This is a genomic window from Stenotrophomonas sp. 1278 (assembly GCF_029892765.1).
In the GTDB taxonomy this organism is placed as follows: Bacteria; Pseudomonadota; Gammaproteobacteria; order Xanthomonadales; family Xanthomonadaceae; genus Stenotrophomonas; species Stenotrophomonas indicatrix.
In genome coordinates, this window is sequence record NZ_JARXWD010000009.1 from 109,081 (window position 1) to 130,611 (window position 21,531).

The 21,531-nt window shown below is 67.8% G+C and carries 22 protein-coding genes; 10 read left to right on the forward strand and 12 right to left on the reverse strand.

The window, feature by feature from the left end:
* Nucleotide 1: 1 nt before the first annotated feature.
* On the forward strand, nt 2-619 hold the full coding sequence (locus M2299_RS10785) for an SGNH/GDSL hydrolase family protein (RefSeq protein ID WP_099843620.1): 618 nt from the start codon (nt 2-4) through the stop codon (nt 617-619).
* A gap of 4 nt (nt 620-623) precedes the next feature.
* Complete coding sequence (locus M2299_RS10790; protein WP_280884329.1) at nt 624-1,355, forward strand: class I SAM-dependent methyltransferase; 732 nt, start codon at nt 624-626, stop codon at nt 1,353-1,355.
* A gap of 253 nt (nt 1,356-1,608) precedes the next feature.
* On the opposite strand, the gene M2299_RS10795 is transcribed toward M2299_RS10790, so the two are convergent.
* Entirely contained in the window at nt 1,609-2,388 is a 780-nt protein-coding gene (locus tag M2299_RS10795; RefSeq protein WP_280884330.1) for a polysaccharide deacetylase family protein, read from the reverse strand.
* Between the two features lie 60 nt (nt 2,389-2,448).
* Between M2299_RS10795 and grxD the strand changes: the two genes are divergently transcribed.
* On the forward strand, nt 2,449-3,375 hold the full coding sequence (grxD, locus tag M2299_RS10800) for a Grx4 family monothiol glutaredoxin (protein WP_025874107.1): 927 nt from the start codon (nt 2,449-2,451) through the stop codon (nt 3,373-3,375).
* Nucleotides 3,376-3,495: 120 nt separating this feature from the next.
* Here grxD and M2299_RS10805 read toward each other — a convergent pair whose 3' ends face one another.
* Complete coding sequence (locus M2299_RS10805) at nt 3,496-4,035, reverse strand: DUF924 family protein (protein ID WP_059065070.1); 540 nt, start codon at nt 4,033-4,035, stop codon at nt 3,496-3,498.
* A 43-nt stretch (nt 4,036-4,078) separates the two neighbouring features.
* Nucleotides 4,079-4,855: an AMP nucleosidase gene (locus tag M2299_RS10810; protein WP_134833063.1), complete on the reverse strand. Its 777-nt coding sequence runs from the start codon at nt 4,853-4,855 to the stop codon at nt 4,079-4,081.
* A 153-nt stretch (nt 4,856-5,008) separates the two neighbouring features.
* On the opposite strand from M2299_RS10810, the gene M2299_RS10815 reads away from it, so the two are divergent.
* The 6 genes from M2299_RS10815 (at nt 5,009) to M2299_RS10840 (ending at nt 10,539) form a co-directional block, all read left to right on the forward strand.
* Nucleotides 5,009-6,418, forward strand: a complete 1,410-nt coding sequence (locus tag M2299_RS10815; protein WP_033831986.1) for an amidohydrolase — start codon at nt 5,009-5,011, stop codon at nt 6,416-6,418.
* The gene (locus M2299_RS10820; protein WP_280884331.1) at nt 6,418-7,680 is read left to right on the forward strand and encodes an amidohydrolase family protein; all 1,263 of its coding nucleotides are present in this window, start codon (nt 6,418-6,420) and stop codon (nt 7,678-7,680) included. The genes M2299_RS10815 and M2299_RS10820 overlap by 1 nt, the downstream gene beginning before the upstream one ends.
* A gap of 19 nt (nt 7,681-7,699) precedes the next feature.
* Entirely contained in the window at nt 7,700-8,332 is a 633-nt protein-coding gene (locus tag M2299_RS10825; protein ID WP_280884332.1) for a 2-hydroxychromene-2-carboxylate isomerase, read from the forward strand.
* 95 nt (nt 8,333-8,427) lie between these two features.
* Nucleotides 8,428-9,369: a DegV family protein gene (locus tag M2299_RS10830; protein WP_032975417.1), complete on the forward strand. Its 942-nt coding sequence runs from the start codon at nt 8,428-8,430 to the stop codon at nt 9,367-9,369.
* Between the two features lie 78 nt (nt 9,370-9,447).
* Nucleotides 9,448-9,786: a hypothetical protein gene (locus tag M2299_RS10835; protein ID WP_025874099.1), complete on the forward strand. Its 339-nt coding sequence runs from the start codon at nt 9,448-9,450 to the stop codon at nt 9,784-9,786.
* Nucleotides 9,787-9,975: 189 nt separating this feature from the next.
* Entirely contained in the window at nt 9,976-10,539 is a 564-nt protein-coding gene (locus tag M2299_RS10840) for a DUF3916 domain-containing protein (RefSeq protein WP_280884333.1), read from the forward strand.
* A gap of 135 nt (nt 10,540-10,674) precedes the next feature.
* Here the strand turns inward: M2299_RS10840 and M2299_RS10845 are convergent, their stop codons facing one another.
* From M2299_RS10845 to M2299_RS10860, 4 genes are all read right to left on the reverse strand, one after another.
* Entirely contained in the window at nt 10,675-12,084 is a 1,410-nt protein-coding gene (locus M2299_RS10845; RefSeq protein WP_100436894.1) for an efflux transporter outer membrane subunit, read from the reverse strand.
* Nucleotides 12,081-13,163: an HlyD family secretion protein gene (locus M2299_RS10850; protein ID WP_280884334.1), complete on the reverse strand. Its 1,083-nt coding sequence runs from the start codon at nt 13,161-13,163 to the stop codon at nt 12,081-12,083. Before M2299_RS10850 ends, M2299_RS10845 begins: the two co-directional genes overlap by 4 nt.
* Before the next feature lie 22 nt (nt 13,164-13,185).
* Entirely contained in the window at nt 13,186-14,715 is a 1,530-nt protein-coding gene (locus M2299_RS10855) for an MFS transporter (protein ID WP_345782459.1), read from the reverse strand.
* Nucleotides 14,716-14,869: 154 nt separating this feature from the next.
* Entirely contained in the window at nt 14,870-15,787 is a 918-nt protein-coding gene (locus M2299_RS10860) for a LysR family transcriptional regulator (RefSeq protein WP_025874094.1), read from the reverse strand.
* Nucleotides 15,788-15,928: 141 nt separating this feature from the next.
* Here M2299_RS10860 and M2299_RS10865 point away from each other — a divergent pair, with 141 nt between their 5' ends.
* On the forward strand, nt 15,929-16,369 hold the full coding sequence (locus M2299_RS10865) for a universal stress protein (RefSeq protein WP_059065132.1): 441 nt from the start codon (nt 15,929-15,931) through the stop codon (nt 16,367-16,369).
* A 170-nt stretch (nt 16,370-16,539) separates the two neighbouring features.
* Here M2299_RS10865 and M2299_RS10870 read toward each other — a convergent pair whose 3' ends face one another.
* From M2299_RS10870 to M2299_RS10890, 5 genes are all read right to left on the reverse strand, one after another.
* On the reverse strand, nt 16,540-17,985 hold the full coding sequence (locus tag M2299_RS10870) for a GGDEF domain-containing protein (RefSeq protein ID WP_099843644.1): 1,446 nt from the start codon (nt 17,983-17,985) through the stop codon (nt 16,540-16,542).
* Between the two features lie 185 nt (nt 17,986-18,170).
* Nucleotides 18,171-19,001 (reverse strand): S-formylglutathione hydrolase, encoded by an 831-nt coding sequence (fghA, locus tag M2299_RS10875; RefSeq protein ID WP_280884336.1) that lies wholly within the window; start codon nt 18,999-19,001, stop codon nt 18,171-18,173.
* 50 nt (nt 19,002-19,051) lie between these two features.
* Nucleotides 19,052-20,161: an S-(hydroxymethyl)glutathione dehydrogenase/class III alcohol dehydrogenase gene (locus M2299_RS10880; RefSeq protein WP_100436897.1), complete on the reverse strand. Its 1,110-nt coding sequence runs from the start codon at nt 20,159-20,161 to the stop codon at nt 19,052-19,054.
* Nucleotides 20,162-20,224: 63 nt separating this feature from the next.
* Complete coding sequence (gene frmR / locus M2299_RS10885) at nt 20,225-20,500, reverse strand: formaldehyde-responsive transcriptional repressor FrmR (protein WP_005411009.1); 276 nt, start codon at nt 20,498-20,500, stop codon at nt 20,225-20,227.
* A gap of 56 nt (nt 20,501-20,556) precedes the next feature.
* The gene (locus M2299_RS10890) at nt 20,557-21,465 is read right to left on the reverse strand and encodes a LysR family transcriptional regulator (RefSeq protein WP_033831994.1); all 909 of its coding nucleotides are present in this window, start codon (nt 21,463-21,465) and stop codon (nt 20,557-20,559) included.
* Nucleotides 21,466-21,531: the final 66 nt, after the last annotated feature.

The window sequence follows — 21,531 nt, forward strand, 5'->3', positions numbered from 1 at the left end:
GATGGGCTTGTCGTATCTGGCCCTGGGCGATTCCTACACCATCGGTGAAGCGGTCGCGGTCGACGGCCGTTGGCCGCATCAGCTCGCCGCCGCCCTGCGCGCGCAGGGCATCGCGCTGGGCGACCCGCAGACCATCGCCACCACCGGCTGGACCACCGACGAGCTCGACGCCGGCATCAACGACGTTGCGCCGCAAGGGCCGTTCGACTTCGTCAGCCTGCTGATCGGCGTCAACAACCAGTATCGCGGGCGTCCGCTGGACGAGTACCAGGTGCAGTTCCAGGCCCTGCTGCAGCGCGCGATTGGTTTTGCCGGCGGCCGTGCGGACCGGGTCCTGGTGCTGTCCTTCCCGGATTGGGGCACCACGCCGTACGGTGCAGGCAGCGGCCGCGACCTGGGCCAGATCGAACTGGAAACCGACGAGTTCAACGCTGCCGCCGAGGTGATCAGCACCCAGCAGGGCGTGGCCTTCGTCGACATCACCGATATCAGCCGCGACACCGGCGCTGACCCGGCGATGATCGCCGAGGATGGCCTGCACCCGTCCGCACGGATGTACGCGCTGTGGAGCGCGCGTGCGCTGCCGGTGGCCGCACACCTGCTGGGCAGGACGGACTGAGACGATGGACGGCACGCCACGGAACGGCACGCCCCTGCCCTGCTCGCCGCTGGATGCCGGGCAGGCGCGCCTGATCGCCGAGTCCTTCCGGCCGATGCAGGCCTGGGGCAGCCGCCGCGATTACTACTACACGCGCGGCAAGCTGGGCAGCGACCCGCTGTATGACGGCGTGCTGCAGCACCTTCCCGATGACGGCCAGCCGGTGCTCGACCTGGGCTGCGGGCTGGGCCTGTTCGCGCATGTGCTGCGCCAGCGCGGTCGCCAGCAGGGGTACCTCGGGGTGGACGTGGACAGCGACAAGATCGCCCGTGCGCAGCGCGCCGGCAGCGGCCTGGCCGACGTACGGTTCGACTGTCTGGATGTGCAGGCGCCGTTGCCGGCGCATGGTGGGCATGTGCTGCTGCTGGATGTGCTGCAGTACCTGGACGAAGCGCCGCAACTGGAGCTGCTGCGCGCGGTGAGCGCGCGGGTCGCGCCCGGTGGCCGCCTGCTGCTGCGCACGCCGCTGGCGACCGGCGACCGCCGCGACCGCACCACGCGGGTGGCTGACCGCCTTGCCTGGCTGGTCGGCTGGATGGGCACGCAACCGCGCCACTACCCGGATCCGCAGCGGCTGCAGGCCACGCTGGCGGCTGCCGGCATGCAGGTGGCTCCGTTGCGTCCGCTGCATGGGCGCACGCCGTTCAACAGCTGGTTGCTGGTGGCCGAGCGGCCGGGAACTGCGGCCAACGGCTGAGCCCCTCGTGGTGGGCGGCTGTCTACGGGGGCTGCCCGGGCGGGATGGGCTGCGCGGGGACGCCGTGAACCCCTCCTTGGGGGCTTAGCCGCGCCATCCATGGCGCGGATACCCCGCGCAGCCCATCCCACCCGGGCACGGACGGTTTACGGGCGCGTCCACCACGGAAGACAGGAGAAAAGCGAAGGGCAAACGCGGGTCGCTTCGCTCTTGCCGCGCTGCGCGCTTGCCGGGCGTGGCCCGGCGCTACCGGTCACCTGGCCGGCAGTTCGGCTTTCAGGCCGCGCTCGTCCAGCACCTGCAGCACCCGTTCGATGATGGCCAGGTTGTGGCCATGTGCGGCACCTTCATGCAGCAGCACGATCGCGCCCGGGCGCAGGTCCGGGAGCAGACGCGCCAGCACGCCATCCGGGGTGCAGCCGACGCCGTCATAACCGCGGGCGCTCCAGCCCACGCGCACCAGGCCCAGCTTGCGCAGTACCGGCGCCACGAACGGGTTGGTCATGCCCACCACCGAGCGGTACCAGCGCACCGGTCGCCCACTCACCGCCTGCAGCGCCTGCTGGCAGCCCTCGATCTCCGCCGCCATCGTGCCCGGGCCCAGCCGCCAGAAGCGCGCCTGCGGATGGCTGTGGCTGTGGTTGCCGAGGTCGTGTCCACGACGCAGGATCTCCTCCACCAGGGCCGGATGGGCCAATACGCGCTCGCCGACCAGGAAAAAGGTCGCCTTCGCCTGGTGCCGGTCCAGCAGATCCAGCACCGCCGGGGTCTGTTCACTGGGGCCGTCGTCGATGGTCAGCCAGACGCTGTTGCCGGCCTCGGGCAACCGGCTCAGCACCGGCGCGTAGAAGCGGCTGTTGGGCAGGAACACCGGCACCATGAACAACGCGTGGCTTGCCACCATCAGGGCCAGACCCCAGTGCCAGCCCGCCAGCACCCAGACCAGGATCACGGCCAGCTGCGACAGCCCCAGCCAGGGCACCCAGCGCCAGGGCCGGGTCGGGATGCGATGCAATGTTCCTGCGTTGGTCATGCCCCATGATGCCATGGGGGGTAGAATTGATGATTCGAATTTTTCGGACCCATGACTGCCATGTCCCTCGATCCCGCCCTGCGTTCGCGCATCGAAACCATCCTCAACGACAACCGCGTCGTGCTGTTCATGAAGGGCCAGCCGTCGATGCCGCAGTGCGGCTTCTCGGCCAAGGCCGTGGGTGCCCTGCAGGACCTGGGCGTGGAGTTCGCCCACGTCAACGTGCTGGCTGACGCGGAGATCCGTGAAGGCATCAAGGCCTATGGCGACTGGCCGACCATCCCGCAGCTGTACATCGACGGCGAACTGGTCGGCGGCAGCGACATCGTGCTGCAGATGGCCGCGAGCGGTGAGCTGAGCAGCGTGCTGGGCCTGGCTGCACCGGACCGCACCCCGCCGCGCATCACCGTCACCCCGGCCGCGGTGGAAATGCTGAAGGGCGCGCTGGCCGATTCGCCGGGTGCGTCGCTGCAATTGGGCATCGATGCCCGCTTCCAGCCGAACTTCCAGCTGGCCCCGTACGATGAAGGCGCGATCGCCGCCGAGTCCAACGGCCTGCGCGTGCAGTTCGACCTGGCCAGCGCCCGCCGCGCCGATGGCATCACCATCGACTGGGTCGACGACATCCGTGGCAAGGGCCTGGCGATCGACAACCCGAACGCGCCCAAGCCGGTGCAGGAAATCAGCGTGCGTGATGCCGACGACCTGGTGCGTGCCGGCAACGTGATGCTGGTGGACGTGCGCCCGGCCGAAGAACGCGCCATTGCCGCTGTCGGCGTGCCGTTCAAGAGCTTCGATGGCAACGGCCGCGCCGAGCTGGAAGCCCTGCCCAAGGACACCGCCCTGGCCTTCCTGTGCCATCACGGTGGCCGCAGCGCGCAGGCAGCAGAGCAGTTCCGTGCGCTGGGCTTCAGCAAGGTGTTCAACGTCACCGGCGGCATCGATGCCTGGTCGGACGAAGTGGACAACGGCGTGCCGAAGTACTGATCGGCTGCGCTTGATGCATAGGAAAAACGCCGGCGAAAGCCGGCGTTTTCTGTTGAGCCCATCCACGCATGGCGTGGATCTACTCCTTCCGTGCCCCAAGCGCGGGGGCTGACGTTCCGGTTACCCGGCAAACCCGCCTTCGGCCAGGTAATCCAGTTCTTCCGGCGACGGAATGCGGCCAAGCACCGCATTGCGGTGCGGGAACCGGCCGAAGCGGCGGATGATGTCGCGGTGCAGTTCGGCGTACTGCAGGTATTCCTTGTCACCCAGCACGTCGAACATCGCGACCGAGCGGTCCTGGTCCAGCGGATCTTCGGAGTGCTCGAACGGCAGGTAGATGAAGGCGCGCAGCTTGGGGACCAGCTGCAGGTCCAGCCCCTCTTCGATCGCGCGCGTGGCGTAGTGCCGTGCCAGGCCATCGGTGGCATAGGAATGGGCCGTGCCGCGGAAGCAGTTGCGCGGGAACTGGTCCAGCAGCAGCATCAGCGCCAGCGCGCCCTCGGCGCTGCCCAGCCAGTGCTCGCGCGCGCGCGATGCGGCAGCGTGGTGTTCGTCCGCGAACAGCGTACGGAACCGCGCGTCGAACGCATCATCGCGGGTGAACCACTTTTCAGGGCCCGCGTCTTTCCAGAAATCCACCACTTGCGCGGCAACGTCCATCACCTACTCCCCAGGGCCGGCGCGCCGCGCCAGGCCATCATCATCATTCGTCGAAGCGCAGGTGGCGGACCGACTTGCCGTTGCGCCGGATAAGCTTAAGCGCCTCGATGCCGATCTGGATATGGTTTTCCACGAACTGCGAGCTGACCTTGGCGTCGGACGCCTCGGTTTTCACCCCGTCCGGGATCATCGGCTGGTCTGAAACCAGCAGCAGGGCCCCGCTGGGAATGTGGTTGGCGAAGCCGGCAGCGAAGATCGTCGCGGTTTCCATGTCGATGGCCATGCAGCGCATCGCCCGCAGCCGCTCCTTGAAGGCCTCGTCGTGCTCCCAGACCCGGCGGTTGGTGGTGTAGACGGTGCCGGTCCAGTAATCATGGCCGAGGTCGCGGATCATGGTCGAAACCGCACGCTGCAGGGCGAAGGCCGGCAAGGCCGGCACTTCCGGCGGCAGGTAGTCGCCCGAGGTCCCCTCGCCGCGGATGGCCGCGATCGGCAGCACCAGGTCGCCCAGCTCGTTCTTGCGTTTCAGCCCGCCGCACTTGCCCAGGAACAGCACGGCCTTGGGCATCACCGCCGACAGCAGATCCATGATGATCGCGGCATTGGGGCTGCCCATGCCGAAGTTGATCATGGTGATGCCGTCGATGGTGGCGCTGGCCATCGGCCGGTCCAGGCCGATCACCGGCGCCCCGGTCAGCGCGGAGAACGTATGCAGGTAGCCCCCGAAGTTGGTCAGCAGGATGTACTGGCCGAACTGGTCCAGAGGCACGCCGGTATAGCGCGGAAGCCAGTTGTCGACGATGTCCTGCTTGCTCTTCATGGGCGCTCCGGTACGGCGTGGGGAGCACCATTTTCCGGGAGGCGGTCGTTGCCGTCGAGATGGCCGATGGCGACCCGTGAAAAAGGACACTTGGCAAGCACGCCGCTCCCCGGCTAGCGTCGGTGGGTTGAACACGCTGCCAAGGGGATCTGCATGACATCGACGTTGTTGCGCGCCGGGTTGGGTCTGGCGCTGGTATCGCTGAGCACGGCGCCGGCCGTGGGCGCTTCGCGCTTCGTGGCCGACCCCTACCCGAGCACCTACCAGGCGCACCCCGATGGGCCGCTGCTGATCCAGAACGCAACGGTGCTGACCGGCACCGGCCAGCGCCTCGACAACGCCGATGTGCTGCTGCGCGATGGCCGCATCGTCGCCGTCGGCGATGCGCTGCAGGTCGATGCCAGCGTCACCCGCATCAACGCCGACGGCAAGTGGGTGACGCCCGGCCTGATCGACGTGCACTCGCACCTGGGCGTCTATCCCAGCCCCGGTGTCGGCGCGCACAGCGACGGCAACGAGATGACCGCGCCGGTCACCGCCAACGTCTGGGCCGAGCACTCGGTATGGCCGCAGGACCCCGGTTTCCAGGCGGCGCTGGCAGGCGGAGTGACCAGCATGCAGGTGCTGCCCGGCTCGGCCAACCTGGTCGGTGGCCGCGGCGTAACGCTGAAGAACGTGCCTGCCACCACCTACCAGGCGATGAAGTTCCCCGGCGCGCCGTGGGGCCTGAAAATGGCCTGCGGCGAAAACCCCAAGCGCGTCTACGGTGGCGGCAAGGGCGTGGCACCTGCAACGCGGATGGGCAACGTGGCCGGTTACCGCGCAGCCTTCATCGACGCAGCCGACTACATCGCCAAGAACAAGCCGAAGCCGGCCAAGCGCAAGGGCTGGTTCGGCAGCGACAAGGGTGACAGCGCCGGTGATGCCGGCGGCAAGCGCGACCTCAAGCTGGATACGCTCGCCGGTGCGATCCAGGGCGATATCCGCGTGCACATCCACTGCTATCGCGCCGATGAAATGGCCACCATGCTCGACCTGTCCAAGGAATTCGGCTTCAAGGTGGCCGCCTTCCACCACGGCGTGGAGGCCTACAAACTGGCCGACCGGCTGGCGGCCGAAGGCGTGTGCGGGGCACTGTGGGCCGACTGGTGGGGCTTCAAGATGGAAGCCTTCGACGGCATCGCCGAGAACATCGCGCTGGTCGACCGGCCGAAGAACAGCTGCGCCATCGTCCACTCCGACTCGCCCGAGGGCATCCAGCGCCTGAACCAGGAAGCAGCCAAGGTGATGGCCGCCGCGCGCCGCGCGCACATGCCGGAGATTGCGCCGGAACGCGCGATCACCTGGATGACCGCCAACGCCGCCAAGGCGCTGGGCATCGAGGCGCAGACCGGCACGCTGGAGGCCGGAAAGATGGCCGACGTGGTGATCTGGAACGGCAATCCCTTCAGTTCGTATGCACTGGCCGAACAGGTGTTCGTCGATGGCCGCCGTGTGTACGACCGCAGCACGCCACCGGCAACGCCGCGGTCGGATTTCCAGCTTGGACAGGAGTTGCGCTGATGGGCATGTTGAACAAGCGCCGCCGGGCATGGCCCGGCGCTACCTTGGTTGCGCTGTTGGTGATGACAACCGCAGCCTCGGCGCAGGACCTGCTGGTGCGCGGTGCGACCGTCGCTACCGCCAGCGCACGTGGCAACGTGGAAGATGCCGATGTGCTGGTGCAGGGCGGCATCATCCGTGCGGTGGGCCGGGGCCTGTCCGCACCGGCCGGTGTGCCGGTGGTCGAAGCCAAGGGACGCATGCTGACCCCTGCCCTGTTCGGTGGCATCACCGAGATCGGCATCGAGGAGGTATCCGGTGAATCAAGCACGGTCGACAGCGCCCTGAAGATCGGCGAGCAGCCGCTGCGCCCGGAGTTCGACGTGACACTGGCCTATAACCCGGCGTCCGTGCTGATTCCGGTGGCGCGCCTGGACGGCATCGGCTTCACTGCGCTGGGCGCGGCCACCGGCGGTGGCTTCGTCGCCGGCCAGGGCGGCGTGGTGCGTTTCGATGGCAGTGCCGACCCGATCGGCCCGCGCGCGCTGTTCCTGCGCCTGGGTGCTGCAGCATCTGAACTGACCGGTCAATCGCGCGCGGCGCAGTGGATGCTGCTGCAGCAGATGGTGGACGAGGCACGCGGCCAGGTGGCCGCCGACTCGCCGCATGCGCTGCTGACCCCGGCCGGCCGCCGCACGCTCGCCCGCTATCTGTCCGGGCAGGGCCGCATCGTGGTGGAAGTGGACCGCGCGGCCGACATCCGCCAGCTGCTGCGCTGGGCGGCCCGCGAGAAGGTGAAGATCGCCGTCGCCGGCGGTGCCGAGGCCTGGCAGCTGGCACCGGACCTGGCAGCGGCCAGGGTGCCGGTATTCGTCGACGCGCTGGGCAACCTGCCGACAACCTTCGACCAGATCGGCGCCACCCTGGAAAACGCCGCGCGGTTGCAGCGCGCGGGCGTACCGGTGGCCTTCGCCCAGCGCGATGATGCCTCGCACAACGCACGCAAGATGCGCCAGCTGGCCGGCAATGCGGTGGCCAACGGCCTGCCCTGGGCCGACGGCCTGGCTGGGTTGACCCGGGTGCCGGCCGAGGTGCTGGGCGTGGCCGACCAGATCGGCAGCATCGAGCCGGGCAAGCGTGCCGACCTGGTGCTGTGGGAAGGCGATCCGCTGGATGTGGCGCACTATGCCGAACAGGTCTGGCTGGGCGGCCGCGCGATGCCGATGCGCTCGCGCCAGACCGAACTGCGCGACCGCTACCTGCAGCGCAACGCGCAGCCCTGACCGTAACCAGGAGCCATCGATGCCCACCCTGCGCTGGTATTTCGACTTCGTCTCGCCCTATTCCTACCTGCACTGGCAGAAGGTGAAGCAGCTGCCGCAGTTCGGGCGCATCCAACCGGTGCCCATCGCCTTTGGTGCGGTACTGCACCATCTGGGCAACCTGGGCCCGGCGGAGATCCCGGCCAAGCGCCGCTTCATGTACCGCCAGCTGCTGTGGACTGCGCAGGCCGAGGGCACCCCTCTGCGCTTCCCGCCCGGGCACCCGTTCAATCCGCTGGCGGCCCTGCGCCTGTGCCTGGTCGCCGGTGCCAGCACTGCGGCAGTGGACGTGCTGTTCGACTGGATCTGGCGCGACGGCCACGCCGGCGACACGGCCGAGGCCCTGCGCGAACCCGCCGCCCGGCTGGGTATCAGCGACGTAGAGGCGGCCATTGGCGAGCCGGCAATCAAGGAACAGCTGCGACGCAACACCGATGCGGCGATCGAGGCCGGGGTGTTCGGTGTGCCGACCCTGGCCATCGATGGGGAACTGTTCTGGGGCAACGATAGCCACCCGCTGATGGCGGCGGTGCTGGACGACCCGGGCCTGCTGGATCGCCCCGACTGGCAGCAGGCGGTGGCCCTGCCGGTGGCGGTGCAGCGCAGTCGCTGAACAGGGAGCGGCGCGTTTCCCTCGCGCGCCCGCCCCCGTTTTGAGATAGTTTTCACATTTCCGAACCTACAACCGCCCTGGAGGGGGAGCCGCGGATGCGCATCGGAATCGTCGTCGACTCGGCCTGCGACCTGCCGCAGGACTTCATTGCCGAGCACAACATCGTGCTGCTGCCGATCACCGTGCGGATCGGCGAAGCGGTGCTCGCCGACCACCGCGACGAGCAGGCAACGCTCAGCTTCCTGCACGCGCACGTCGCAGAGCACGGCGCCGAAGCGGAGACCATCCCCTTCAGCGTCAACCAGATCCGCGACCTGTTCCTGCAACGCTTGGTGATCGACTACGACCATGTGTTCTGCATGACCATCACCAAGACCCGCAGCCCGATCCACGACAACGCACTGCAGGCCAGCTTCGCCATCCTCAACGACTACAAGCCGGTGCGGCAGGCGGCCGGCTTCAACTCGCCGTTCGCGCTGCGCGTGCTGGATACCCAGAACCTGTTCGCCGCCCAGGCGGTGACGGCGGTGGAAGCGGTGCGCCTGCGCGCCAGTGATGCCAGCGTGCAGCAGATCCGCGAGCGCCTGGAAGAACTGGCCGGCAACGTGCACGGCTACATGGTCACCCGCGACCTGTACTACATGCGTGCCCGCGCCCGGCACAAGGGCGACCGCAGCGTCGGCCTGCTCAGCGCCGCACTGGGCAGTGCGCTGGACATCAAGCCGGTGTTGCATGGCTATCGCGGGCAGACCGGGCCGGTGGCGAAGATCAAGGGTTTCGACAATGCCGTGCTGAAGCTGTTCGGCGTGGTCGGCCAGCGCGTACGCGCCGGCCTGATGACGCCGACCGTGTGCGTCAGCTACGGCGGCGAACTGGACGAGCTGCGTGCCCTGCCCGGCTATGCGCAGATGAAGGAGGTCTGCGCCGGCCATGGGGTGACCGTGTACGAATCGGTGATGAGCCTGACCGGCATGGTCAACGTCGGCAAGGGCGCGGTCACCGTGGGTTTTGCCGATGGGCCGCATCGATTTGAATGAAGGCCAACCGCGCTCTGGAATCTGCACATCGATTCCACCGCGCCTATGCCAGCCTAGCCGCACCTCAAGGAGATCAACATGCCTGCGCAGTACCACATCAGCCTGCCCGAACCGTCCAAGGCCCGCGGCAACGACCCCGACCTGTCTTTCCATTCGCAGGGCGCTGCCGGCTTCGCCGAAGAACTGCAGAACGCGCTGCGCAATGGCAGCCTGTTCGAGCGCTGGCGCGACAAGCAGCCGGACCCGGATGCGGTGGAGCCGCAGTGGGGCGCGACCGATCCGGAGGCCACCGTGACCGGTGAGCAGAAGGACCTGCGCATCAACCTGGTGGCCACCACCCGCATCGACAGTGACGTGTTCAAGCAGCGCCTGCGCCTGCTGGCCGGGCACCACTGGGAACTGCGCGACGTGCGCTGAGTTCCGGCTCTGGTAGGCGCCAACCTTGGTTGGCGCTTTCCTGAAGGCTGCCAACCAAGGTTGGGATCTACCGACTCTGCGCCTCCGAATTGTCGCAAATAGCCCGGTAATGACGACCGTGCTTTGGTAGGAGCCAACCTTGGTTGGCACTTCCCAGCACATCGCTCATGTGACTGGCACACTGGCGCGATGAGAAACACAGACCCAATCACCCGGCCAGGCACTCGCGGCCAGAAGAAGCTGCGCGATGCTCCACGGCGACTCCGCTACCTGAAGCGCTGGGCCGGGAGATTCGTCGATGAATTTCCGACTCCGGAAGAGCTGCAGACCAACGCCCGTTATTGGCATTACAAAATCCCCACTCGCGCAGCCCTGATCGAAGGTCCTTCATCGACGCCGGCTTTGCAGCGCGCCTGCGCGCAGGCCCTGATCAATGCCTGCGCAAACCTGATCCAGTCGCGCCCGGCCTCGCAAGCAGGTGTGCGGATAACCTGCTGCATCGCCCAGCCTGGCATGTTCTCCAGCGAGGTATGCCTTTACCTGGACGAAGACTATTTCCAGGGACATGTCGCCACCACGGCAGATGGACAGGTCACCGCCATCACCTCGCGCAGCCTTGCTGCCGAATGGGGGCTCGCCCTGCCCAACGGCATCGAAGAGCGCGGCGTGCAGGTATGCATCCCTCCTGCCGATGATCACGAGGGGCTGGAACAGGACTATTGGTTCTTCGGCGAGATTGCCGACCAGCCGTGATGGGTAAGACCGACCCGTTCCTGTAAATGCCAACCCTGGTTGGCAGCCTTTTGGAACGTGCCAACCAAGGTTGGCCACTACCGGCTTCACCTTGCCGAGCTGCCGGCCAGCGGCCGGCACTACCCATCCTGCGTCTTACCAACCGCCGCCCAGTGCGCGATACAGCTCCACGCGCGCAATCGCGGCGGTCGCCTGGCTGTTGGCCAGCGCGGCCTGGTTGTCCAGCGCGATGCGCTGGGTGCTCAATACATCCAGCATGTCGACCACGCCGGCCTGGTACTGCCGACGCGCCGCACCCAGCGCCGTCTCGCTCTCATCCACCGCCACGTGCAGCTGCGCGGCACGCTGCTGTTCGGCGGCATAGCCGTCGATGGCATCGTCCACTTCATGCCAGGCCTGCAGCACGGTACGGCGGAACTGCAGGGCCGCCTGTTGCTGCTGCAGCCTGCTCAGCGCCAGGTTGGCCTTCAGGCGTCCGCCCTGGAAGATCGGCAGGCTGATCGACGGGCCGATACTGAAGCGATGCGCGTTCCAGCCATCCAGATCATCCAGCTGCCTGGCCTGGAAACCGGCATCGCCATTCAAGGTGATGCGCGGCAGGAAGCTGGCCTTGGCCACGCCAATTCCCGCCGTGGCAGCATGCAGCGCAGCCTCGGCACGGCGGACATCCGGGCGACGCTCGGCCAGTTCACTGGGCACGCCCACGGCCATGGTCGGCAACGCGGGCCAATCGCGGCGCGCGCTCTGCAGCTGCGCGTCCAGCGCCTGCGGCGGCTGTGCCAGCAGGAACGCGAGTGCATTGCGCAGCTGCGATTCGCGGTGCCGCAGCGGCGCAATGCGGGCCTGCAGCGAAGCGACCTGCGCCGCCGCACTGGAGACCTGCAACGTGCTGGCCACGCCCTGGCGCTGGCGCGCTTCGGTCAGCCGCTTGATGTCGTGGGCGATGCTGAGGTTGTCCTCGGTGATGGCCAGCAGCTGGCGCGTCGCGCGCAACTGCAGGTAATCACGCGCGGTCTCGGCCAGCAGCGCGATGCGCACCGCGTGTGCATCTTCCTCAGCCATCTGCACGCGTGCGTCGGCCGCTTCCACCTGACGGCGTACGCGTCCCCACAGATCCAGTTCCCAGCTCATGCCGATGCCGGCCTGGAACAGCCCATAGTCATCGCGACCGCCATTACCGGACGGATCGTTCAGGCCTACCTCGCTGTTGCGCGCGCGTACGCCACTGGCAGTGGCGCCGACGCTGGGCAGCCGGTCGGCCGCGGTGACGCCACGCGCGGCGCGGCTCTGCTGCACCCGGTTGGCGGCCAGCTGCAGGTCGAGATTGGCCTGCAGTACCTGCGTCGCCAGTTGCCCCAGCAGCGGATCATCGAAACCGGACCACCACCTGGCGTCGTCATCCAGCGCAGCTGAAGCCACCGCTTCGCCCTGCCACTGCGTGGGCAGTTCGGCCTGCGGGCGCACGAAGTCCGGGCCCAGCGTGCAGGCGGTCAACGCCGTGCACAGTGCCGCTGCAGCCAGTCCACGCGGGAATACGCGGATCATGCGCCTTCCCCGCCCGTGCGGTGCCGCTCGCGCTGTGCACTCTGCACCCGCTGCGGACGCTGCAGATCCACGCTGGCTTCCACCGACATGCCGGCCCGCAGTTGGCCCAGCAATGCCTGCTCCGGCTCCAGCACGATCTTCACTGGAATGCGCTGCACCACCTTGGTGAAGTTGCCGGTCGCGTTTTCCGGCGCCACCGCGGCGAACGTCACGCCAGTGGCCGGGGCGATGCTGTCGATATGGCCGCGCAGCCGCGTGCCGGGAAATACATCCACCGTCAGTTCGACCTGCTGCCCCGGCTGCATGCGGGTCATCTGCGTTTCCTGGAAGTTGGCGACCACGAAGGCGCGCTGCAGCGGCACCACCGCGGCCACCGGCGTGCCCGGGGTCAGGTAGGCGCCGACGCGCACTGCGCGGCGTCCCACCACGCCATCGATCGGTGCACGCAGCTCGGTGTGCGAAAGATCCAGTTCGGCGCGCGCCTGTGCGGCTTCGGCGCGCTGCACGGCCGCCTGTGCGGCCTGCACCCCGGCAGCGAGGATGTCGGTGCGCTGGCGTGCGGTCGACAACGCGGCCTGTCCCTGTTGCAGATGTGCACTGGCCACGGCCTGCTTCGACTGCGCCTGCTGCGCGTTCTGCACGGTACCGGCACCGTCGCGGGCCAGCTCGCGGTAACGCTGCTGGTCGGCGCTGGCCAGGGTCAGTTCGGCGCGGCTGACATCCATACTCGCCTGGGCGTGTTCGATCAGCGAGCCCTGCTGTGCCAGCGCCGCCTGCGCGTTGGCCAGCTGCGCGCGCGCATTGGCCAGGTCGGCGCGGGCGGCCAGCAACGCGACCTGGTAGTCGCGGTCATCGATGCGGGCCAGCACGTCACCGGCCTTCACCGCTTGGTTGTCCTGCACTTCCACCGCGCTGACGAAGCCAGCGATCTTCGGTGCGACCACGGTGTAGTCGGCGACCACATAGGCGTTGTTGGTGGTCTGGTGGCGGCCATCGCGCAGCAGCAGCCAGGCACCACCGGCCAGAAGCAGTACGCCCAGGCCGAGGCCGGCGTTGAGATACGTTCGATTGATTGTCATGGGGGAGTTCCTGCGAAGGGGATCAGGCCACGGCACGTGGCGGATGGATGCGGGTGGGCATCCAGGCAATGAGGGGAATGAAGGCCAGCGCGACCAACGCGACCAGCAGGTAGAGATCGGCCGAGGTCAACGCCTGCACCTGCGCATGCAGGCGCGCGCCAAGCTGCGGCCCTTCGGCCAGCCACGGCTGTTCGCCAAGCCGCTCGACCAGCACGGTGGAGTGGAAATGGCGGCGTCCCTGCGCGACCGCTTCCAGCACGCCGCTGGCCAGCACCGCAGCAAAGCCCTTGACCGTGTTGAACCACGCCGAGGCAAAGGGGCCGTCCTGTGGCGCCAGGCCGCCGGTGGCCAGCATCAGCAACGGCAGCACCGCCATCGGCTGCGCAAACACCTGCAGCAGCTGTACCCACAGGAAGTTGTCGCGTATCCAGCTGACGTCCAGATGCGCGCCCAGCCAGCAGGCCAGCCCCAGCAGGGCCAGGCCGGTGGCCTGCACCCAACGGCAATCGATCGCACGGATGTTCAGCAGTGCGGCGACCAACGGCAGCGCGATGACCTGCGGCACCGCCACCCACAGCAGCATCGGCGCGGTCTGTTGTGGGCGATAGCCCTGCACGCTGGCGAGGAAGCCGGAAGGAATGGAGATCACCGCCAGCAGCACGAACAGCACGCCACCGAGGGTAATCAGCGAGTAGCTGAGGTTGCGGTTGGCCAGCAGCTGCAGCTTGAAGAACGGCAGTGGATGGAACCACTCGTTGATGAAGAACAGCACCAGCAGACCCGCACCACCACCCAGCATCAGCGTGATCAACGACGAGTCGAACCAGTTCAGGCGCGGGCCCTGCACCAGGCCCAGTACCAGCAGCACCAGCGCCGGCAGGCCGAGCATCAGGCCGACGCCGTCGAACTGTGCGAAGCGCTCCAGCCGCAGGGGATCCTGTGGCAGGCCCCAGCCGACCATCGCCATCGCCGCCAGGCAATACGGCACGATCTGCCAGAACGCCCAGTGCCAGCCCACCTGCTCCACCCAGAATGCGGCCAGCGGAGTGCCCATGCTCGGGCCGAAGGTGGCGGTCAGTGCGTAGGCGGCCAGGCCGTACAGCTTGATGCCCGGCGGCAGGAAGCGCAGCGCCACGCTCATCAGCAGCGGCGGCAGCGCGCCCCCACACAGGCCCTGCAATGCGCGCAGCAGCAGAAAGGTCTGCAGGTTGGGGGCGAGCGGGCACAGCACGCCCAGCACCATGAAGCCGCCGATCATCGCCAGCGCAAAGCGGCGCAGCGAGAAGGTGGCTGCGCACCACGGTGCGAATGCCATCGCGCTGACCGACATGGCGCTGTACAGCGCCACGATCCAGCTGCCGTCATCGACGCTGAAACCCATCGCACCGCGGATGTCGGCCAGCGCGACCTTGGTGACGTTCTCGTTGAAACCCGACACCAGCACTGCCAGCAGCACACCGCACAGCCCAACCAGGATGCGCCGGTCGAAGCCGGGGGCAGCGACGGGCCGGGGCACTGCCGGCGCCGCGGGCATGGCGGCCGGCGTGCTCACTGCCGACTGCCGATCCGTGCAGTACACGGCATATATGGAGACATTGGATTGCGCTCGGTGGAACTTTCGGGAGCGCAGTCTAGAAAGGCCGTTGCCTGCGAAAAATGGCGTGCCCGGCATCGCAGGCGTGCGTCCGGCGCACGCCCGCGGGCAATCAGTGGTGGGCCGCCTCGACCGAATCGCACATGCCCTTGATCGCCCGCCGCAGCCACTGGTGGGCCGGGTCGTTGTCCATGCGTGGGTGCCAGGCCTGCACCAGCGCTACGGTCCGCACCGGCACCGGCAGCGGGAACATCCGCAGCGGCAGGCCCATGCGGGTGATGCGGTCGAGCATCACGCTTGGCATCTGCGGCAGCACCAGGTCCGAATCGGCGGCAGCAAAGATCGCGCCGTGGAAGGTAGGGATGACCACTGCCACCCGTCGTTGCAGGCCAAGCGCTGCCAGCTCTTCGTCGATCGGGCCATGCGCAAGCCCGCGCCGGGACACGGCGATGTGGTCGCACGCGGCGAAGCGCTCGACACTGATGTCGCCGTCGAACAACGGATGGTCCTCGCGTGCCGCGCCCAGCAGCGAGGTGGTGAACAGGTGCTGCACCTTGGTTTCCGGGCTGTGCTTGCCGGCCGTGCTGATGTACAGGTCGATCCGCCCCTGCACCATCGCATCGTCATCGGTATCGCCTTCGGGCACGAAGCGCAGCATGCAGCGCGGTGCCTGCTGGCGGAAGACATCACGCAGGCGGCCGCCATAGCTGCCGATGAACACATCGTTGGCGCGCACGCTGAACGTTCGTTCCAGCGTGGCCATGTCGACCTCGCGGCCCGCATTGAACACGCGGTGTGCCTGCTCGATCACATCGCGCACCTGCTCACGCAGTTCCAGCGCGCGTGGCGTGGGGGCGAGCCCACGGCCGGCGCGCACCAGCACCGGATCACCCAGGGCCACCCGTACCCGGCCCAGGGTACGGCTCATCGCCGGCGCACTGAGATTCATCCGTCGCGCAGCGGCCGCCACGCTGCATTCGTCGATCAGCACATCCAGTGCCAGCAACAGGTTCAGGTCCGGCAAGGGCATGGCAGTCTCCCGCAAATGGGATGACTCTACTGCAATCCAGATCATCCAGAATTGCGTTGTACGCACGCATTGACTGCGGCGCACGGCATGGGTGCGCGCGACGACATCAGCGACCATCGGCGCCCTGCAAAGGAGCTTTCCATGTTCAACACCCTGCTGGTCGCGCTTGATGGCGGCCCCCAGCACGACCGCGTGCTGGACCTGGCCGCCACCATGGCCGGCCCCCGCAGCCGCCTGCACCTGCTGTGCGTGCTTGACCCCGAATTCGCACTGGCCGCTGGTGCCACCGATGCCGACCGCCGTGAGTATCCCGCCGCCGCCCGGCAGCAGGCGCATGCCGAAGCGGTACTGGCCGACGCCCTGGCCGAGCTGCGCGAGCGCGGCGTGGACGCCATCGCACAGCTGCCTTCCGGCGATCCTGGCGAAGTGATCAGCGCGCAGGCGCGTCGCCTGCAATGCGACCTGATCGTCATCGGCCACCGCCATCTGTCACGCCTGCAGCGCCTGTTCGAGCCCTCGGTGGGGCAATGGACGATCGACCATGCGCCTTGCCCGGTGCTGGTGGAAACACGTGATCCGTAGGTATCGCCACCATGGCGATGTACTGGCCTGCGGCGGCCTGACGCGGGCTGCCTGCCAGGGTAGTGCCGGCCGCTGGCCGACAGCGCCTGCGCCTGCTGGATCCGACCGGGCGGTCGCGCCAGCCCCGATCAACCACGCACTTTCCTGCCGTGGCAGTCGCGCAGCCATGCTCAACAGTCCAGCGTGTCGTGCGCGCCCCCGTCGTCGTCCAGCACGTGTGCGTGCAGGATCACCTGGTTGCGGCCCGCACGCTTGGCCGCGTACAGGCCGGCATCGGCATCGGCCAGCAACTGTTCGGCGGTGGCCAGCGCCGGCGGATGCAGGTAACCCACGCCCACGCTGATGCTGACCCGGCCTTCCGGCAGCGGCAGCGCTTCCACCGCCTCGCGCAGGCGCTCGGCCAGCGCCAGCACACCCGACAGTGGGCTGCCGGGCACGATCACCGCGAATTCCTCACCGCCATAGCGCGCCACACTGTCGGCCGCGCGCCCGGCGGTGGCCTGCAGCACCGCGGCCACCGCCTGCAGGCAGCGATCGCCGGCAGGATGACCGTGCTGATCGTTGAATGCCTTGAAATGGTCGATGTCCACCAGCAGCAATGCCAGTTCGCTGCCGCTGCGGCGCGCCCGGTTCCATTCGGCCAGCAGCAGCGTATCGAACTGACGGCGATTGGCTACGCCGGTCAGGCCATCCTGCCGCGCCATCTGATCCAGGCCGGCCTGTCGTTCCAGCAGGTCGAGCTGCAGCAACGTGCTGCGCAGGCTGAAGCCCAGCGTTGCCACCACGAACCCGGTCAGCGCCAACGGCCGCGCGTGGTCCACCACCAGGGTGCCGACCACCAGCAGCAACAAGGGCAGGATGATCGGTCCACCGGCCTGCACCAATCGCAGCAGGCGAGGATGCAGCACGAAGCCCGGTGCGGGTGCCTGGCGCAGCGCCAGCAGCGCCAGCAGCAGGAACGGCAGGTCGATCAGCAGATCGTTGTAGGCGCCGAACGACTGCTCGGCGGTGTAGTGATTGATGTAGAACGCAACCAGCAGATAGGACAGCGCATACAGCGCCAGCGCGCGGTAGAAGCTGCGCCGTTCAGGCGCATCGCCGGCGACCCAGCGCACCACCGCGAAACCGGCGATGCACAGGTTCTGGATGTCGAACATGCGCTGCATGTGCGCCATCGCCTGGTCGTCAATATCGATGCGGTCGGCGAAGGACTGGGTATGCACGAAGAACAACACGCCCAGCAGGGCCGCCATCACGCCGTCGATCAGGCTGATCGTCCAGCGTTCGCGACGGGCGCGGGCCAGGATGAACACCAGCGGCACACCGTACAGCACATACAGCAGCAGGCTGGCGCGCGGGGTGATGTCGGCCCGTCCGGCGCCCAGTGCGTCGGCCATGTTGAAAGCCATGCCACCGGCCCAGAGCAGCAGCGCCACTGCAGTGGCACGCCAGCCCAGCGCAGCACGGTCGCGCTGGCCACGCCACAGGCAGGCCGCAGCCGCCAGCAGGGGTGCCACGGTCAGGAACACGAACGACCCCTCACCGGCCGCACCCGGCCAGAACGCCACGACCACGCCATGGCAGATCAGGAACATCAGCGCCAGCACAACCAGCATGCATCCCCCATGCGCAAGGCCGTATGGCGGCACGATAGCGCGCCGGCACGCCACAGCGGCGTGATCCACTGCGGCAAAACGGCACTCCGGGCACACGCTCTGGTCGTGCCGGCCGCTGGCCGGCAACTCCAGGGAATCACGGGTCTGCAGGTTGCCGGCCAGCGGCCGGCACGACCAGCAAAACGTCAGGCGTACAGCGCGCGGGCGTGGTGGGCGATGTGCTCGCCGATGAAGCTGGCGATGAAGTAATAGCTGTGATCGTAGCCGGGCTGCAGGCGCAGGCTCAGCGGATGACCGGCAGCATCGCAGGCCTGCTGCAGGCGCTGCGGCTGCAGCTGGCTGTGCAGGAACTCATCCCCCTCGCCCTGGTCAACCAGCAGCGGCAGGCGCTCGCTGGCGTGGGCCACCAGTTCGCAGGCATCCCACTGCGCCCAGTCGGCCGGGTTGTCACCGAGGTAGGCGGCGAATGCCTTCTGCCCCCACGGCACGTGGCTGGGTGCCACGATCGGCGAGAACGCCGACACGCTGCGGTAGCGGCCGGGGTTGCGCAGCGCGATCACCAGCGCGCCATGGCCGCCCATCGAATGGCCACTGATGCCCCGTGCGTCGGTTGCCGGGAAACCCGCCTCGATCAACGCCGGCAGCTCGTGAGCGACGTAGTCGTGCATGCGGTAGTGCTTGGCCCACGGCTGCTGTGTGGCGTTGAGATAGAAACCCGCGCCCTTGCCCAGGTCATAGCCCTCGGCATCGGCCACGTCATCGCCACGCGGGCTGGTGTCCGGGGCGACGATGATCACGCCGTGCTCGGCCGCATAGCGCTGCGCGCCGGCCTTGGTGATGAAGTTCTGCTCGGTGCAGGTCAGTCCGCTCAGCCAGTACAGCACCGGCAGCTTCCGGGTTTCCGCCTGCGGCGGCAGGTACACGGCGAACTGTATGTCGCAGCCCAGCGTGGTGGAATGATGGCGGTAGACATCCTGCCAACCGCCGGCACAGGCGCGGTGTTCGATACGTTCCATGAGGTTTCCTCCCGAGGGACGGCAGGCAAGCGCCTACCGCCCGGCGCGGCTCAGTAGTGGACGACCGAACGGATCGACTTGCCTTCATGCATCAGGTCGAAGGCTTCGTTGATCTTGTCCAGGTCCATGGTGTGGGTGACGAACGGGGCCAGCTCGATATCGCCCTTCATCGCGTCTTCGACCATGCCCGGCAGCTGGCTGCGGCCCTTCACGCCACCGAACGCGGTGCCCATCCACTTGCGGCCGGTGACCAGCTGGAACGGGCGGGTGGAGATTTCCTGCCCGGCACCGGCCACGCCGATCACCACGCTCTGGCCCCAGCCACGGTGGGCGCATTCCAGCGCCGCACGCATCACGTTGACGTTGCCGATGCACTCGAAGCTGTGGTCCACGCCCCAGGTGGTCATCTCCACGATCACCTGCTGGATCGGCTTGTCGAAGTCCTTCGGGTTGATGCAGTCGGTGGCGCCGAATTCGCGGGCCAGCTCGAACTTGGACGGGTTGGTGTCCACCGCGATGATGCGCCCGGCCTTGGCCTGGCGCGCACCCTGGATGACCGCAAGGCCGATGCCGCCCAGGCCGAACACGGCCACGCTGTCGCCTTCCTGCACCTTGGCGGTGTTGTGCACCGCGCCGATGCCGGTGGTCACGCCGCAGCCGAGCAGGCAGACATGCTCCGGGTTCGCGTCCGGGTTGATCTTCGCCAGTGACACCTCGGCAACGACGGTGTATTCGCTGAAGGTCGAGCAGCCCATGTAGTGGTAGATCGGCTCGCCGTTGTAGCTGAAGCGGCTGGTGCCATCGGGCATCACGCCCTTGCCCTGGGTGGCACGCACCGACACGCACAGATTGGTCTTGCCGCTCTTGCAGAACAGGCATTCACCACATTCGGCGGTGTACAGCGGAATGACGTGGTCACCCGGCTTGACGCTGGTCACGCCCTCGCCCACCTCCACCACGATGCCGGCGCCTTCATGGCCCAGCACCACCGGGAACAGGCCTTCCGGATCATCGCCGGACAGGGTGAACGCATCGGTGTGGCAGACACCGGTGTGGGTGATCTTGACCAGCACTTCGCCCGCCTTCGGCGGGGCGACGTCGATCTCGACGATCTGCAGGGGCTGGCCGGGACCAAAGGCGACGGCGGCACGGGATTTCATGATGGCACTCTCCAGAAAGGGCTTGCGGAAAACAGGATGCGCGGCGCTGTGTCGCGCCGTCGTTCATTTCAGGTACGAGCGGATCAACGCACTCATGTCGCGCACGCGTTCGGCGCGTTGTTCATCGGAGGCGGCGGGCTGGCCGAACTCCTCGCGCAGGTGCGCTTCCATCACTTCGGACATCAGGCCGTTGACCGCGCCACGGATGGCGGCGATCTGCTGCAGCACCGGCCCGCAGTCGGCGCCGGCTTCCAGCGCGCGGTCCAGCGCATCGCACTGGCCGCGGATGCGGCGCACGCGGGCCAGAACCTTCTTTTTCTCTTCGGGAGAGTGCGGCATCGTGGGCCGGCCTCGGAACTATACTGGGGGATAGTATACAGGAGCCGATCCGGACCTCAATCGAACGCCCCCTCTGCGGCCAGCCGGGTCAGCTCTTCCACCACGTAACGCACCTTCGGCCGCAGATGCCGCGTCTGTGGCCACAGCGCGTGGATGTCCACATGGTGCTGCGTGCAGTGGTCCAGTACCGACTGCAACGCACCGGATTCCAGGTGATGGCGCACCAGAGACATCGGCATCTGGCAGATCCCCAACCCGGCGATCGCCCCCTCGATCACCGCATCGCCATCGTTGAGCTGGTGCGTGGCACTGGGGATGAAGCTGCCGTTGGTGCCCTCGCTGCCGATCCGCCACGCCACCGACTGGCCATGACGGAAGCCGACCACGCTGCGATGGTCGCGCAGTTCGTCCAGCGTCTGCGGCACACCATAGGCCTGCAGGTAGGCCGGCGACGCGCAGGTCACCAGGCGCTGGCTGGCCAGCTTGCGCGCGACCAGGTGCTCGGCGTGATGCAGGCCGCCAAAGCGGATCAGCAGGTCGATGCCCTCTTCCACCGGGTCAACGAAGTGATCGGTGAAGGTCATCGTCAACTGCAGGTCCGGGTGTTCATTGCACATGCGCAGCAGTACCGGCAGCACCACCAGCCGCCCGAACGAGGACGGCATGTCGATGCGCAGGCGGCCGCTCGGCAGATGCGCAGCCGAGCCCAGGCAGGCTTCGGCCGCCGCGATTTCATCCAGGGCCGCGGCGCAGGAGGCGTAGTACGCCTCGCCGTCGGTGGTCAGCGCGATGCGCCGGGTGGTGCGATGGAACAGGCGCACGCCCAGCCTCGTTTCCAGCCGGGCGATGGCCTTGCCGACCGCCGAGCGGGAGATGCCCAGCGCGTCGGCGGCCTCGGTGAAGGTGGCCGAGCGCGCCGTGGTGACGAAGGTCGCCAGGCCATTCAGGGATTCGACGGGAAGCATCGACAGGCTCGCTCATTGGGGACAGATTGTCCCGCCTGACGGGAAATCTACCGCCTTTATGTGCCC

What these genes read in the sequence shown, in the direction of transcription:
- M2299_RS10785 (WP_099843620.1), top strand. Translation starts at nt 2, where the DNA reads ATGGGCTTGTCGTATCTGGCCCTGGGCGATTCCTACACCATCGGTGAA.
- M2299_RS10790 (WP_280884329.1), top strand. Translation starts at nt 624, where the DNA reads ATGGACGGCACGCCACGGAACGGCACGCCCCTGCCCTGCTCGCCGCTG.
- M2299_RS10795 (WP_280884330.1), bottom strand. Translation starts at nt 2,388, where the DNA reads ATGACCAACGCAGGAACATTGCATCGCATCCCGACCCGGCCCTGGCGC.
- grxD (WP_025874107.1), top strand. Translation starts at nt 2,449, where the DNA reads ATGTCCCTCGATCCCGCCCTGCGTTCGCGCATCGAAACCATCCTCAAC.
- M2299_RS10805 (WP_059065070.1), bottom strand. Translation starts at nt 4,035, where the DNA reads ATGGACGTTGCCGCGCAAGTGGTGGATTTCTGGAAAGACGCGGGCCCT.
- M2299_RS10810 (WP_134833063.1), bottom strand. Translation starts at nt 4,855, where the DNA reads ATGAAGAGCAAGCAGGACATCGTCGACAACTGGCTTCCGCGCTATACC.
- M2299_RS10815 (WP_033831986.1), top strand. Translation starts at nt 5,009, where the DNA reads ATGACATCGACGTTGTTGCGCGCCGGGTTGGGTCTGGCGCTGGTATCG.
- M2299_RS10820 (WP_280884331.1), top strand. Translation starts at nt 6,418, where the DNA reads ATGGGCATGTTGAACAAGCGCCGCCGGGCATGGCCCGGCGCTACCTTG.
- M2299_RS10825 (WP_280884332.1), top strand. Translation starts at nt 7,700, where the DNA reads ATGCCCACCCTGCGCTGGTATTTCGACTTCGTCTCGCCCTATTCCTAC.
- M2299_RS10830 (WP_032975417.1), top strand. Translation starts at nt 8,428, where the DNA reads ATGCGCATCGGAATCGTCGTCGACTCGGCCTGCGACCTGCCGCAGGAC.
- M2299_RS10835 (WP_025874099.1), top strand. Translation starts at nt 9,448, where the DNA reads ATGCCTGCGCAGTACCACATCAGCCTGCCCGAACCGTCCAAGGCCCGC.
- M2299_RS10840 (WP_280884333.1), top strand. Translation starts at nt 9,976, where the DNA reads ATGAGAAACACAGACCCAATCACCCGGCCAGGCACTCGCGGCCAGAAG.
- M2299_RS10845 (WP_100436894.1), bottom strand. Translation starts at nt 12,084, where the DNA reads ATGATCCGCGTATTCCCGCGTGGACTGGCTGCAGCGGCACTGTGCACG.
- M2299_RS10850 (WP_280884334.1), bottom strand. Translation starts at nt 13,163, where the DNA reads ATGACAATCAATCGAACGTATCTCAACGCCGGCCTCGGCCTGGGCGTA.
- M2299_RS10860 (WP_025874094.1), bottom strand. Translation starts at nt 15,787, where the DNA reads ATGCCCTTGCCGGACCTGAACCTGTTGCTGGCACTGGATGTGCTGATC.
- M2299_RS10865 (WP_059065132.1), top strand. Translation starts at nt 15,929, where the DNA reads ATGTTCAACACCCTGCTGGTCGCGCTTGATGGCGGCCCCCAGCACGAC.
- M2299_RS10870 (WP_099843644.1), bottom strand. Translation starts at nt 17,985, where the DNA reads ATGCTGGTTGTGCTGGCGCTGATGTTCCTGATCTGCCATGGCGTGGTC.
- fghA (WP_280884336.1), bottom strand. Translation starts at nt 19,001, where the DNA reads ATGGAACGTATCGAACACCGCGCCTGTGCCGGCGGTTGGCAGGATGTC.
- M2299_RS10880 (WP_100436897.1), bottom strand. Translation starts at nt 20,161, where the DNA reads ATGAAATCCCGTGCCGCCGTCGCCTTTGGTCCCGGCCAGCCCCTGCAG.
- frmR (WP_005411009.1), bottom strand. Translation starts at nt 20,500, where the DNA reads ATGCCGCACTCTCCCGAAGAGAAAAAGAAGGTTCTGGCCCGCGTGCGC.
- M2299_RS10890 (WP_033831994.1), bottom strand. Translation starts at nt 21,465, where the DNA reads ATGCTTCCCGTCGAATCCCTGAATGGCCTGGCGACCTTCGTCACCACG.